Here is a 14696-nt window from a genome sequence, read left to right as displayed (position 1 = left end):
ACAATAAATTATATAAAAAAGGCAAAGCTATGAGTGAACAAGCTAAAGATGAAGCCTCTCTCAACAACAACTTCTTGCATGAAGATGATGGTGTTATTCCCTTTCAAGTTGAAGAACTTGATATCCGTGGACGTACCGTACAACTTGGGGAAACTTTAAATTCTATTCTCACAAGACATCAATACCCTGAACCGGTTTCTTATCTTCTAGCAGAAGCTTTACTTTTAACGGTTCTGCTTGGAACTTCTCTAAAACTTACGGGAAAATTTATTTTACAAACTCATTCCGATGGACCAGTTAATATGTTGGTGTGCGATTTTTTGCCTCCTTCCAGTTTACGTGGATACGCTTGTTTTGATAAAGAACAGCTTAAACAAGCCATAGACAATGGTCAAACCTCTTCAGAAACACTTTTAGGAAAAGGCACTTTAGCTTTCACAATTGATCAAGGTCCCCATATGCAACCCTATCAAGGGATAGTTGCATTAGATGGATCAAATTTACAAGAAGCTTCTCGTATTTATTTTGATCAATCAGAACAAATTCCTACCGATATCCGTCTGGCTGTTGCTATATTAATTAATCGTGACCAACAAGGAAAACAGCAGAAAAGCTGGCGAGCTGGAGGTATTTTGATCCAACTTTTACCCCAAGAATCGTCTCATCATAAAATAGATGCCCCTCATCAAAAGCGAGAAGAAACGAAAACTCATACCCAATTAGATAACCAATGGCAGGAAGCTAAAATACTCATGGCAACGATTGAAAGTTCAGAATTAACAGATCCCCAAGTCGGTAGTAAACAGCTCTTGTTCCGTCTTTTTCATGAACAAGGTATTAGAGTTTTTAACCCTTTTTCTCTTGTCGATCAATGTTCTTGTTCACACGAAAAAATTAAAGGAATCCTAGAAGGCTTTTCTATTGATGAACGCAATAAAATGGTTAAAAATAAATATATTTCAGTCACATGTGAATTTTGCTCAAAAACATATTGTTTTACACCGCAAGAATTTTTAGAAGAAAAAACATAATCAAAAATTTTTCATAAAAAATGATGATTGCAACAAAAGCCTATTTTATTTGCGTCATAAAAGTTTACGCATAATCTCATATGAACTTCTAGAATATTTCTTGTCTTAGAGTTTTTTTAATGTATACGAGTGATCGTTCTGTTGAGATCAGTAATTACGTCATAGAGTGCTTAAAAAAGAGTTCTCTGTAAAATATATTTTCTCCTCTCGAAAAAGCTTCTTTTGTACTTTTTACATCTCAAAAGTTTATTTCTTACAATGAATTCTTTTATAATGTTCATTGATAAATTGATTATGCACTCATAACTTATCTTCTTTGTTAAATGAGACTTTTTGATTGTAGTCATATTTTCTTACTCGAATTTATCTTATTAAGACTCAATAAAGCTTATTAGTTATAATCATAAGGGAAATTATCGAGAGAATAAGAATGTATAGATTCAATATAGACTTTATGGAGTCTATTACGAACAGATAAGTGTAATGGGAATAAATATAAAAATGACGCTGCAAAAGAGCAGATTTATTATTTTATAAAGATGAGAATAGTGGTGAAGTCCTCTCATAACAATGTGTATTTCAGATAAAAAAGCGGAGAAAAAATACTATATGATTTTGAAAACAATAGTTGGTTGCTGTCACTAAGCTAACGATGGTTCTATAGCAATATTGTTTTGTCCAAATAATCAAAAATAAAGCTCCCAAACAGATATTTAATCGCTAAAGAAAAATGAAAACTACTTAAAATTTTTGTCATATTTTGGAGGTTTGTTCTACAGATATTTCTTTACACATGTTTTTGAATCAACAATGATAATACTCTTGTCAAATCTTTCTAAGAAGAATAAGTGGCCGTATAAATAAAATAGCATACATAGCATGATAAAACGTTATGTTTTTACACACCTGCATTATTTTTCTTCTGTCATAATCGCTTGTTCAATTTTTGGTAGAATTTTTTTTTGATAAATTTGCCATGTTAAGGGACCAACATGTTTGGCAATAATGATGCTCTCTTTATTCAAGAGAAAGGTTTCTGGGGGGCCATATATTCCCCAATCAATGGCTGTATATCCTGAAATATCAAAGCCAATAAATTTAAAAGGATTACCAAAACTGTTTAAAAAGCGCAGGGCGTTTGTTTTATTATCTTTATAATTAATACCAATCAGATCAAAACGTTTATCTTGTGCAATTTGCATAAGAATAGGATGCTCTTCGCGACAGGGCAAACACCAAGAGCCCCAAAAAATGACCAATGTGACACGTCCTTTAAACTGTTTTGAATTGAGATAACTTTCTTTATCAAGAAGAGGAAGATGAATATTGGGAGCAGGTTTTTCAGCCAATGCGTTTGGGAGAAGAGAAGAATCTTGAAGGTGTTTTTTATCCATAAAGTTGAAAAAAAACATCATGAGAAGAAGAAAAAGCACAAATGGTCCCAAAAAAAAAGCAGAACAGGTAAAGATATATTTTTTTTAAGTTTTGGAGGGATGTTTTTCATTATACTTTATCTTTTTGTGACAGCTCTTTTTTGTTTAGATGTTGGAGAATTTTTTTTTGGTATAGGGCTTTGCAAAGAATATATCCAATAAGACATAAGAGGGATATTGCAGAAAGCACATAGCTTAAAACAACAATTTGCTCGTGTTTAAGGGTGCTCAGGAAAAAATCAATTTTCTGAGATAGATTTCCTAAAAGTCCGCCGTGGATGCCATTTAGGTCGAGCATGATGAAGCGTCCTGTTGTTGTACACGACGGGATTTTTTAATCTGAAGTATTCGGATATAATGACTATTGATTTCATTTCGCATAGCCATCAAATAAAGAGCAATAAACATAAAGATAAAACAAAAGAGCATTGTTATAAGGGGCCATAACATAGCATTGTCGATTGTTGATCCTCCAGCACGTAACAATGATGCTGGTTGATGCAATGTATTCCACCAATTAACGGAAAATTTAATAACAGGGATATTAACAAATCCAACAAGTGTAAGAATTGCAGTAGCGCGAGCGGCTTTTACTTGGTTGTCAAAAGCACGCCCAAGCAGGATAATGGAGAGATAGATAAAAAGCAGAATTAAAACTGATGTTAATCGTGCATCCCAAACCCACCATGTTCCCCATGTAGGTCGCCCCCAAAGCGCTCCTGTCATGAGAGCCAAGGCGGTAAAAATTGCCCCAATAGGCGCTCCACATTTAAGTGCTACATCAGCAAGATGATATTTCCAAATCAGATTTCCTAATGCCGCTGCACTCATCGTTACATAGCAGAATGTAGACAACCACGCAAAGGGTACATGAAGGTACATAATCTTAACAGTAATGCCTTGTTGATAGTCATCAGGGGAATGCATCACTAGAATAAGCCCTAAGATAAGGAAACACAATGTTATGCCGGCCAACCAAGGTAAGACGACACTGCTTATTTTCATGAAAAGGGTGAAACTTGCAGGGAGTAACCTGATTTTATATGTACGAGATAGTTTATTCATAAAATTCATAATAGGCAGAGTTTTGCTATGCGGCAATCATCTTTTATTATTCTGATAAAAGTTTAAGCGTTATCGCAGCAACAAAAGAGCTAAAGAGACTCAAAAGAAGTGAAAAAGCGCTGAGAAGAGCTAGAGAAGTGAGAAAAGAGGTATTTGGGTTTATTGGGGCTGTAGCAGCGGAAACACCAAAAATCATAATTGGAATGATCCACGGCAAGATAATGATAAAAATAAGCAAAGTACTGTGCAACAATGAGGTTGCGAGTGCAGCGCCTATAGCACCAATAAAAATAATAGCTGGTGTTCCGCATAAAAGGGTAAGTATTGTTGTAAAAGTTATTGTTATATCTAAATGGAGCATGAGGGCTAAAATAGGTGTGGCAAAAATAAGAGGAAGCATTGTTCCTACCCAATGGGCAAGACATTTTGTAAAGACAATTAGTGTAAAACTTTGTCTTTTTCCTGAAAGGATAAATTGGTCGAGATTACCATCATCACGATCGATTTGGAAAAGTTTGTTCAGATTGAGGAGTCCTGCAAGAAGGGCTCCAAACCACAATATACCTGGTCCTATTTGTGCAAGAATTTTGGGATCTGGTCCAATGGTAAAGGGGGTTATGACAACAACAGCGATAAAAAACAATAATCCTGTTAGTGAAGTGGCTTGTAGCGCTAATAATAGTTTAAGATCACGCCAGAACAGTGCTTTCATTTTATTCTCTCCTAGAGAGGTAAAAATTTTTCCAGAGCGATGTTATGGTTTTCTGGAATGCCTATGGAATTATGAGTTGCAGCGATAATCATACCACCTTGATTGAGATGACGTTGGAAAATACGGGCAAGGAGTTTTTGGGCATGGTTATCAAGCCCAGATATTGGTTCATCTAAAATCCAAAGAGGACGATAGGAGAGCAAAAGGCGAGCAATAGCTACGCGTCTTTGTTGTCCAGTTGATAGAGCGTTAAAGGGTAAATGTTCAAGGTTAGAAAGACCAATATCGGCAAGAGCTTCATGCGCAAAACGTAAATGTTGACCGTAAAAATCTGCCCAAAATTGCAAATTATCAATGACAGATAAGAGAGGTTTCATAGCATTTTGAGGACCAAGATAATGACAAGCAGTTGCAACAGGGTATATTTGATCATGGTCTTTAAGTATTATATGACCTTCAGCAGCTTCAAGAAGACCGACAATGATTCGGAGTAATGTAGACTTTCCGATACCATTAGGACCGGTGATTGTCATAAGTTGCTGTGAAAATAAACAAAAAGAAAGACCTTTAAACAGAATTTCCTCGTTTCTGTAAGCGGCTAAATCTTTGCCTGATAACACCATGTGATTGCCTATTTTGTTTTTATTTTCATATTCTTTATTGCATTATAGAATAAAAAACACATTTTTTATGCAATTGTACCTAGAATAGTTCTAGAAATAGTTCTATAAGGGATACCTTACATCAATATCTGGTGTAAAATGGTTTCTGGCGCTGATTTCCGCATTATGCCTAGAGGGTGGAGGGGAAATGGATGGCGGAGGTAATTGCGTCTGCGCTCAAGCTGCGACCTTGACTCGTAGTTTGTGTTGTTCATTCCTGGAAATTGGGTGGTTATAGTATGAGGGTGGACAGTCATGACTCAAATTGATAGCTTTAATTGTCGTAGAGTATTAAATGTTGATGGCAAAGAATATACTTATTATAGCTTGATTGAAGCGGAGAAGAACGGACTTGAAGGTGTTTCTCGTTTACCGTTTTCGATGAAAGTTATTCTCGAAAATTTATTGCGATTCGAAGATGGTCGCACAGTTAAAAAAGAGGATATCTTCAATGTTGCTAAGTGGTTAAACGACAAAGGGAGCGCTGGGGCAGAAATTGCTTACCGTCCTGCACGTGTTCTTATGCAGGATTTTACAGGTGTTCCAGCAGTTGTTGATCTTTCTGCAATGCGTGATGCTATGGTTAAACTTGGCGGTAACGCTGAAAAAATCAATCCTCTCATTCCCGTTGATCTCATCATTGATCACTCAGTTATTGTTGATGCTTTTGGCAATTCCATGGCTTTTAAGGAAAACGTTGAGCATGAATATGAACGCAATGGTGAACGCTATCGTTTCCTTAAATGGGGGCAACAAGCCTTTCAAAATTTTCGCGTTGTTCCTCCAGGAACAGGGATTTGTCATCAGGTTAACTTAGAATATTTAGCACAATGTGTATGGATGAAGAATGAAGAGGGCTGTGAGACGATTTATCCTGACACCTGTGTGGGAACTGATTCGCATACGACTATGGTAAATGGTTTAGGGGTTTTAGGTTGGGGTGTTGGTGGTATTGAAGCAGAAGCAGCAATGTTAGGCCAACCTGTTTCTATGTTGTTACCTGAAGTGATTGGTTTTCGTCTAACAGGTAAACTTAAGGAAGGTGTAACAGCCACTGATCTCGTATTAACGGTGACCCAAATGCTACGTCGGAAGGGTGTTGTGGGTAAATTTGTTGAGTTTTTTGGTCCTGGTTTGGAGCATATGACGCTTGCTGATCGGGCAACGATTGGAAATATGGCACCTGAATATGGAGCAACGTGTGGTTTTTTCCCAATTGATAAGGAGACAGTGCGTTATCTCAATATGACAGGGCGTGATGAAAGTCGGATTGCCTTAGTGGAGGCTTATACCAAAGCACAAGGGATGTGGCATGATGAAATGGTGGCTCATCCCATTTTTAGTGATACAATTGAATTAGATATAGGAACCGTTGTCCCTTCTATGGCTGGTCCTAAACGTCCTGAAGGACGTATTGCGTTGGAAAATGTTGGACAGGGTTTTGAGAAGGCATTGGTCGAAGACTATAAGAAGACTTCTGGACAAGATACGCGTTATCAGGTTGAGGGTGAAGAATATACGCTTGGTCACGGTGATGTGGTGATCGCTGCGATTACGTCGTGTACGAATACATCGAATCCAAGTGTTCTTATTGCAGCGGGTCTTTTGGCACGAAATGCTGTGGCAAAGGGTCTTAAGAGTAAACCATGGGTAAAAACTTCTTTTGCACCTGGTTCACAAGTCGTTGAAGCTTACCTTCAAAATTCGGGTCTGCAAAAAGATTTAGATGCATTAGGATTTAACTTAGTAGGATTTGGGTGCACAACATGTATTGGGAATTCTGGTCCTTTGCATCTAGCTATTTCCAAAACGATTAATGAGAATGGTATAATTGCATCTGCGGTTCTTTCAGGAAATCGTAATTTTGAAGGGCGTGTTTCCCCTGATGTGCAAGCGAATTATTTAGCTTCACCACCGTTAGTTGTTGCACATGCGCTCATCGGGACGGTGTGTAAAGATTTAACCAAGGAGCCTCTAGGTGAAGATTCAAATGGCCACCCCATTTATTTGAGAGATATTTGGCCAACTTCTCAAGAAATACAGGAGTTTATCGAAAAAAATGTTACGCGGAAGGTTTTTGCCGAAAAGTATGCAGATGTTTTTAAGGGAGATGAAAATTGGCAAAAAGTTCAGATTCCTACGGGTTCTACCTATTCTTGGGATGAGCAATCCACCTATGTACGCAATCCACCTTATTTCGATGATATGCAGAAAACACCTGATATCTTACCAGATATTAAAGATGCACGGATTTTAGGTTTATTTGGTGATAAAATCACGACGGATCATATTTCTCCTGCTGGTTCTATTAAAGCAGCTTCTCCTGCCGGAAAATATTTAATGGATCATGGTGTTAAAGTGGCTGATTTTAATCAGTATGGAACGCGTCGTGGGAATCATGAAGTTATGGTGCGTGGGACCTTTGCCAATATTCGCATTCGTAATTTCATGTTAGGGGAAAATGGTCGAGAAGGAGGTTATACGATTCATTATCCGTCAGCGGTAGAACAAACCATTTACGATGCAGCAATGGCGTATAAACAAGAAGGTATTCCACTCGTTGTTTTTGCAGGTATTGAATATGGTAATGGATCATCCCGCGATTGGGCTGCCAAGGGGACCAATCTTCTTGGTGTCAAAGCAGTGATTGTGCAGTCTTTTGAAAGGATTCATCGCTCTAATCTTGTTGGTATGGGCATTGTCCCTTTTGTCTTTGAAGAGGGACTAAGTTGGAAATCTTTAGGCTTAAAGGGAGATGAAAAGGTGACAATTGAAGGGATTCATAACTTGAAACCTCGTCAAAAGACTGTAGCGAAAATTACTTTTTCTGATGGTACGGTAAAAACCGTTCCATTATTATGCCGTGTTGATACTGAAGATGAGCTAGATTATTTGCATCATGGTGGAATTTTGCAATATGTCTTGCGTAAGTTAGCCGTTTAAATTCTTTTGTTTGTTAAGGAATATCTATTATTAAGCTATAAAGTTGCGGATCAAAGAGTTTGGCTTCGTTTTTTTATGGCTATCTTTGAAAATCTAATTGACGTTAGCTTTAGGATTGCGCTATAAACCACACAGTTATAGGCAGCTTTATAGTTTTGCTTGGGTTTGATTTATTTATATTGGTAGAGTTGTTATTGAGACTCATTTTACCAAGGTGTTGAAAGAGAGATTATATTTATGGCGAATACACCTTCTGCTCGAAAAGCGGTGCGCAAGGTTGTGGCGCGCACACAGGTTAATAAGGCCCGCCGTTCACGCGTTCGTACTTTTATACGTAAGTTTGATGATGCTTTAGCGGGTGGCGATAAGGCATCTGCAGAGATTGCATTTAAGAATTTTGAGCCTGAAATTATGCGTGCAGTTTCTAAAGGGGTTTTTCATAAAAATGCTGCTGCGAGGAAAGTATCGCGTTTAGCTAAACGTTTGAAGGCTCTCAGCGTTTAAGCTTTTCTCCTTTAATTGAGAACAAAGCCAGTATCCATGAGGATGCTGGCTTTTTGTTTATTATTTCAAAAAGTTTCTATTGAAAATAAGAATCGATAATGATTCTCCACTTGAAAAAGGAGAGAAAGTTTATAGGGGGAGGTATGGTTATCCACAAGCTTTGTGGATTTGTACAGAGTCTTTTTTGTCAAGCATTTTATTTTTTTTTTTAAATCTGAAGAGATTCTTTAATTATTGGTAAATTTAGAGAAAAAAAATGAATTGAATCAATATTTTTTTCAGTCCTCATTAATATAAGCATTTTTTTCGGGTTTTTTGATTTTATTTTGACCTCTTGCATTTTACCTCTGCTGTTTTGTATGGTTCTTATGAAGACTAAGAAGCATGAAGGGGTCACATCAGCGCATTATTCTGTATTTTGTTGAATACAAGATGTTTTGATTTAGGCTTTTCGAAACTTTTGTGTTGGAGAGGTTTTCTGACGGTTTTTTAGTTTTCTTAATGGATATGTTTACCATTTGAGAAGGGTGGGTCATATCATGAGTGCAAGTAAATCTTATTGGTCATCTTTGTTAGTGGGGTTGTGATGAGGCTATCCTAGGGGAGGGTGAGTAATCTTATTTGGGGTAGGGCGTTTTGCCTTCGCTAGATTTATTTTAGTTGTTTGGCAGGACAAAATTTTATTTTTATCAGGATGGAAGATGGTGGATAAATTGAACTCTAAAGCTAGTTCCTTTAAAAGGGTTTCGGTAAATATCCTGTCGGCAGAGAACATAATAAAGAATAGGATGACGGAAAGTGATGAGAACGTTTGTAGAAATGCTTCTATAGGGCATTCTATTGTTTCAGAGGAGGAAAGTGCGGCGGCTTTTATACGTGTTATGGCGCAATTAAAGGTGCAGGTTGGTGTTGAGGCTTATACCAGTTGGTTTGGACGTGTGAAGCTTGCTGAATATAGTCATACTCTTGTAAAGCTTTCTGTTCCTACTGCTTTTTTACGTTCATGGATTAATAATCACTATGGTTCTCTTCTGACTCATTTATGGAAACAGGAGAATTCAGCAATTCTTCGCGTTGAAGTTATTGTTCGTGGTATGGAACGCGTTTCAAGAGATGCCGTTTGTAAAAGAAGTGTTCCTCCTGTTGTTCTAGAGGAGCAGGCGACTTCATCTTTTGTTGAAAGTTGCGCAGAGCATTCAGTTAAGAATTCTCAAACGGGAGTTTTTGGATCTCCACTTGATTCTCGCTATACTTTTGAAAGTTTTGTTGAGGGTGCTTCTAATCGTGTTGCTTTAGCAGCAGCGCGTTCCATTGCAGAGGGGCATAAAAGTGCCTTACGTTTTAATCCTCTTTTTATTCACGCATCTGTTGGCTTAGGAAAAACACATTTGCTTCAAGCGATTGCTGCTTCTGCATTGAAGCGTTTAACGTCTGCGCGCGTTATTTATTTAACTGCTGAATATTTTATGTGGCGTTTTGCAACAGCTATTCGTGATAATGATGCTCTTTCTTTTAAAGAACAGCTTCGTGATATCGACCTTTTGATTATTGATGATATGCAGTTTTTGCAGGGTAAGTCGATACAACATGAGTTTTGCCATTTGCTTAATATGTTGCTTGATAGTGCAAAACAGGTTGTTGTCGCTGCAGATCGTCCACCAGCAGAATTAGAATCGCTTGATCTTCGCGTTCGCTCTCGTCTTCAGGGAGGGGTCGCTCTTGAAATTGAAGCACCAGATTATGAAATGCGTTTGCAAATGTTGCACCAGCGGTTGAAGGTGGCACAACAAGATGATGGCATGGTATCAATTTCTGATGATATCTTGGAATATATTGCGAAAACGGTTTTAGGGTCTGGGCGTGATATTGAAGGTGCGTTTAATCAGCTCTTGTTTCGTCAATCTTTTGAGTCTGATTTATCTTTAGAGCGGATTGATGAGTTATTAGGTCACTTGACACGTCCTGGTGAACCTAAGCGTATTCGGATTGAAGAAATTCAGCGTACGGTAGCACGCCATTATAATGTTTCTAAACAGGACTTGTTATCTAATCGTCGAACACGTACGGTTGTGAAGCCACGGCAAGTTGCAATGTATTTAGCAAAAATATTAACTCCTCGCTCATTGCCAGAAATTGGGCGCCGTTTTGGTGGGCGTGATCATACAACAGTTTTACATGCTGTGCGTAAAATTGAAGATTTGGTTTGTGGTGATCAGACCTTGGCTAAGGAACTTGAGTTGCTTAAGCGGTTGATTGGAGAACAGGCTGTATAGTGTTTATCGTTTCTTTCTTTGGAGAGGCTTTAAAGAATTTAATGAAAAGATTTATTTTTTCTTATGCAGGAGTGACTTGCCATTTTAAGAGAGGTTTAATAAACTCTAGCAGGCGATTCTCTAAAGGGATCTATTCTTTAATTCTAAGGAATTCTTATAGTTTTTAGTAAATCATACGGGGCTTTTATGCGTATTACAGTTGATCGCAGTCAATTTCTCAAGTCTCTTGGTCGGGTTCACCGTGTGGTAGAGCGCCGTAATACTGTTCCTATTTTATCGAATGTGTTGATTGATGCAGAAAATGGCCGTGTACAGTTAAAAGCAACAGACCTTGATTTAGAGGTTATGGAATCTTTTGCAGTTAATGTTAAACAAGCTGGAGCAACAACTGTTCCGGCACATTTGCTCTATGATATCATTCGAAAACTTTCTGATAGCAATGAAGTTGTATTATTCCTCGATGAGAATCAAGCAGGTACAATGTCCGTTGTTTCGGGTTGTGCACATTTTCAGCTTCAATGTCTTCCGAAGGCAGACTTTCCAGAGTCGCTTCCTGGGCAATTTGGTTATCGTTTTTCTCTATCGGCATCAGGCTTAAAACATTTACTTGATTGTACACAATTTGCTATTTCTACTGAAGAAACCCGTTATTATCTTAATGGTATTTATTTCCATATTATTAATGATGGTGTTTTGAAATTGCGTTTGGTTGCAACTGATGGTCATCGTTTGGCACAAGTTGAGATGGAAGCTCCTTCGGGAGTTGAGGGAATGCCTGGTGTTATTGTTCCCCGTAAAGCTGTAGGAGAATTGCAAAAACTTCTTTCAGAAGAAAATGATAGCGATGTATGTATAGAGCTTTCGGAGACAAAAATTCGTTTTTCTATAGGCTCTGTGATTTTTACATCAAAATTAATTGATGGAACATTTCCAGATTATCAACGTGTTATCCCTCTTGGAAATGATAAAGAATTAATTGTTAATAGGCAGGACTTTTCTTCTGCAGTTGATCGTGTTTCAACGATTTCAAGTGATCGGGGGCGAGCAGTTAAATTAACGATTGAGCATGGACAGTTAAGGCTTGTTGTTAATAGCCCAGATTCGGGCAGTGCAGAAGATCAATTATCAGTAACTTATGCATCTGAACCGCTTGAGATAGGATTTAATTCACGTTATCTTTTGGATATTGCTGGGCAGCTTTCAAGTGATGAGATGGTTTTTATGTTGGCTGAGGCTGGAGCACCAGCTCTGATTCGTGATAATGATGATGCGGATGTGCTCTATGTACTGATGCCTATTCGCGTTTAGGGGCAGTTGTTTTGCAATGCATGGCCAGTCATGTGCACAAAGTGGCAGTGAGGCAGCTGAAGCTTTTACGTTATCGCAATTATTCTTTTTTCAATATTCATTTTTCTGGTCAGCATGTGGTTTTTACTGGCCATAATGGTGCTGGTAAGACGAATCTTTTAGAGGCGTTATCTTTTCTTTCTCCTGGTCGTGGTTTGCGGCGTGCTGTTTATTCTGACGTTAGCTTTGTAGATGGTGGTGGTGGAGGATTTGTTGTATTTGCGCGTCTTGAATGCGCTCTTTATGGTGAAGTAAAGATTGGTACAGCTTTTGAGGTTAGCGATAACAGTCGAAAGGTCCATATTAATGGTGTGAATGAGTCGAGTGATTGCCTAACAGATTATTGTCATATTAGTGTCCTAACACCGTCTATGGATGGTCTTTTTACAGGTCCTTCACTTGAGCGCCGTAGTTTTTTGGACCGTATGGTTTTGGCGATTGATCCCTTGCATAGGCGCCGCATAGCCGATTATGATAGAGCTATGCGCGCACGTAATCGTTTGTTTTTAGATGGAAATGAAGATTGTGCTTGGTTTGATGCTTTAGAAAAGCAAATGGCAGAATTGGCGACAGCTATTTCTGCGGCGCGTGTTGATGTTATTCGTCTTTTAAATGACATGTTTACACAAATGCCCTCACATATACCTTTTCCACGAGCTTTTTTGCAAATTGATGGTTTTTTAGAAACAGCTCTTAGTGAAATATCAGCAACTGAAGTTGAAGAACAATTTTGTGATCGATTACGGCATAATCGCGCAATGGATCGTGCTGCTGGTCGGACGTTAGAAGGACCACATCGTGCAGATTTGCAGGTTTTTTATGCTGATAAAAATAGAGCAGCAACATCTTGTTCAACAGGTGAACAAAAAGCGCTGCTAACAGGTTTAGTTTTGTGTCATGCACGTCTAACAGGTATGATGTCGGAAAGATCTCCCATTCTTCTTCTTGATGAAATGGCTGCCCATCTTGATTCGCATCGACGTGCTGCTCTATTTGATATTCTTGATGATTTAGCTGTACAAACATTTATGACAGGAACAGATCGTCTTTTATTTGATGACTTAAAAGGACGCGCAGAATTCTTTGAGATTAAGGATGGAGCTTTATTGCCGTAAAAACATGCTAAATATTTTTTTAATAAGTGATAGGTCTGAAAGAAAAGGCTTGCTATGTCAGAGATAATAACGATTTTAAATGGTCCTAATTTAAATTTTCTAGGTCAACGTGAGCCAGAAATTTATGGAACTGAAACTCTAGAAGATATTGAAAAAAGATGCAGAGAATGGGCAAAAAAAAATGATATTATAATAAATTTTTATCAAAGTAATTATGAAGGGCAATTAGTGGCATGGATACAAGAAGCAATAGAGGCAAGTTCTGGATTGATCATTAACCCAGCGGCTTACAGTCATACATCTGTTGCACTTCTTGATGCCCTAAAAATGTTTTCAGGGCCGAAAGTAGAAGTTCATTTATCTCATATTTATCAGCGTGAAGCTTTTCGTCACCATTCTTATACATCTGCAGGTGTAGATGCTACCATAACTGGGTGTGGAGGTGTTGGATATCGGTTTGCACTTGAGTATATTGCAAAACAATTAAGCAAAACAATTAAATTGTGATAGGTAAAGAGTAAGCGTTTAATAAGAGTAATATAGGCATTTAATTCTCTTGATAATTATTTTCAAATCTGTACAATGTGAGGTATATATTTATGACAGTTTTTAGTGCGTATGACGGGGGTAAATAGAGATGAAAAGCTTTGTTAGACAATTAGAAATGCTTGTGATTTTAGGGGGAGCACTGCTTTTGTCTGGTTGTAAAATTGATGTTATGCAGCCATCAGGGTATGTTGCACGTCAACAGCTCATTTTGATCGTTGTTTGTGTGGTGGTGATGCTTTGTATTGTTATCCCAGTTATGGTGAGTGTGGTATTTTTAGCTATAAAATATCGTGCATCGAATATGAAAGCGGACTATTCTCCTGATTGGGCACATTCAAATAAAATTGAAGCATTGATGTGGGGTATTCCAGTTGTAATTGTAATGGTTTTAGGTTCATTAACAGCTTATTATACCTATAAGCTTGAACCTACAAATCCTCTTCCAGTGGAAGTTGTAGGTGAAGGAAAGCCATTACAGATTGATGCTGTTGCTCTTGATTGGAAATGGCTTTTTATTTATCCTGAATACGGTGTTGCATCGATTAATGAGATTTATGCGCCTGAAGGACGTCAAGTTTTATTGCAATTGACGTCAGAGAATTCTGTCAATGCTTTTTGGGTTCCCAAATTGGGTACAGTTCTTTACGCTATGCCGCAGATGAATGCTAAGTTGCATTTGGTCGCTGAAGAGCAAGGAGTATTCAAAGGAGCCTCAGCAAATTATAGTGGTGATGGTTTTTCGGGTATGCGGTTTAAGTGGCATTCTGTGTCTTTGCAGGATTTTGAGGATTGGATTGTAAAAGCTCGGGCTAATGGTCGAGTACTTGATCGTTCATCTTATCGTCAACTTTCTATTGCGCCTCGTATGGGTGATATTGCTGCGAAGGAAAAAGATGCTGAAGTTCGTTATTTTGCACCTGTTGAGAAGCGGCTTTACTATCGTGTTGTTAATCGATGTGTCGATGAAAAGACGGTATGTAATGAAGATTTAATGAAACGTGCTGCTGCTCAGACGCTATGGGGTGCACTATGTTCAGTATTTGATCCTGATGTTATTTAACA

The 14696-nt window shown here is 38.1% G+C and carries 11 protein-coding genes and 2 pseudogenes; 8 read left to right on the top strand and 5 right to left on the bottom strand.

The annotated features are described in order from the left end of the window. The first annotated feature begins 29 nt into the window (after window positions 1-29). Window positions 30-1031: an Hsp33 family molecular chaperone gene (locus ACFINU_RS00220; RefSeq protein ID WP_375617532.1), complete on the top strand. Its 1002-nt coding sequence runs from the start codon at window positions 30-32 to the stop codon at window positions 1029-1031. Window positions 1032-1942: 911 nt separating this feature from the next. On the opposite strand, the pseudogene ACFINU_RS00215 reads toward ACFINU_RS00220, so the two are convergent. The 5 genes and pseudogenes from ACFINU_RS00215 to ccmA form a co-directional block, all read right to left on the bottom strand. Then, window positions 1943-2535, bottom strand: a pseudogene (locus ACFINU_RS00215) (DsbE family thiol:disulfide interchange protein). Then, window positions 2510-2762 (bottom strand): annotated as a pseudogene (locus ACFINU_RS00210) (hypothetical protein). The pseudogenes ACFINU_RS00215 and ACFINU_RS00210 overlap by 26 nt, the downstream one beginning before the upstream one ends. After that, complete coding sequence (locus tag ACFINU_RS00205) at window positions 2750-3529, bottom strand: heme ABC transporter permease (RefSeq protein ID WP_375617533.1); 780 nt, start codon at window positions 3527-3529, stop codon at window positions 2750-2752. The pseudogene ACFINU_RS00210 and the gene ACFINU_RS00205 overlap by 13 nt, the downstream one beginning before the upstream one ends. A 46-nt stretch (window positions 3530-3575) precedes the next feature. Next, window positions 3576-4241 (bottom strand): heme exporter protein CcmB, encoded by a 666-nt coding sequence (gene ccmB / locus ACFINU_RS00200; protein ID WP_375617534.1) that lies wholly within the window; start codon window positions 4239-4241, stop codon window positions 3576-3578. Between the two features lie 11 nt (window positions 4242-4252). Then, complete coding sequence (gene ccmA, locus ACFINU_RS00195) at window positions 4253-4864, bottom strand: heme ABC exporter ATP-binding protein CcmA (protein ID WP_375617535.1); 612 nt, start codon at window positions 4862-4864, stop codon at window positions 4253-4255. A 294-nt stretch (window positions 4865-5158) separates the two neighbouring features. Here ccmA and acnA point away from each other — a divergent pair, with 294 nt between their 5' ends. From acnA to cyoA, 7 genes are all read left to right on the top strand, one after another. Beyond that, on the top strand, window positions 5159-7846 hold the full coding sequence (gene acnA, locus ACFINU_RS00190; protein WP_375617536.1) for an aconitate hydratase AcnA: 2688 nt from the start codon (window positions 5159-5161) through the stop codon (window positions 7844-7846). 237 nt (window positions 7847-8083) lie between these two features. Beyond that, entirely contained in the window at window positions 8084-8350 is a 267-nt protein-coding gene (rpsT, locus tag ACFINU_RS00185; RefSeq protein WP_375617537.1) for a 30S ribosomal protein S20, read from the top strand. A gap of 701 nt (window positions 8351-9051) precedes the next feature. Then, window positions 9052-10623 carry a chromosomal replication initiator protein DnaA gene (dnaA, locus tag ACFINU_RS00180; RefSeq protein ID WP_375617538.1) on the top strand — a complete coding sequence of 524 codons (1572 nt, stop codon included), beginning with the start codon at window positions 9052-9054 and terminating at the stop codon, window positions 10621-10623. 186 nt (window positions 10624-10809) lie between these two features. After that, on the top strand, window positions 10810-11931 hold the full coding sequence (gene dnaN / locus ACFINU_RS00175) for a DNA polymerase III subunit beta (protein WP_375617539.1): 1122 nt from the start codon (window positions 10810-10812) through the stop codon (window positions 11929-11931). Window positions 11932-11951: 20 nt separating this feature from the next. Then, a complete protein-coding gene (gene recF / locus ACFINU_RS00170; RefSeq protein ID WP_375617540.1) occupies window positions 11952-13085 on the top strand; it encodes a DNA replication/repair protein RecF in 1134 nt (377 codons plus the stop codon). A 54-nt stretch (window positions 13086-13139) separates the two neighbouring features. After that, entirely contained in the window at window positions 13140-13592 is a 453-nt protein-coding gene (aroQ, locus tag ACFINU_RS00165; protein ID WP_375617541.1) for a type II 3-dehydroquinate dehydratase, read from the top strand. Window positions 13593-13722: 130 nt separating this feature from the next. Continuing rightward, the gene (gene cyoA / locus ACFINU_RS00160) at window positions 13723-14694 is read left to right on the top strand and encodes a ubiquinol oxidase subunit II (RefSeq protein WP_375611432.1); all 972 of its coding nucleotides are present in this window, start codon (window positions 13723-13725) and stop codon (window positions 14692-14694) included. Window positions 14695-14696 lie beyond the last annotated feature (2 nt).

The organism is Bartonella sp. AC130YNZD, assembly GCF_042196865.1.
Taxonomy (GTDB): Bacteria; Pseudomonadota; Alphaproteobacteria; order Rhizobiales; family Rhizobiaceae; genus Bartonella.
This window is presented reverse-complemented; position numbering and strand designations above follow the sequence as displayed.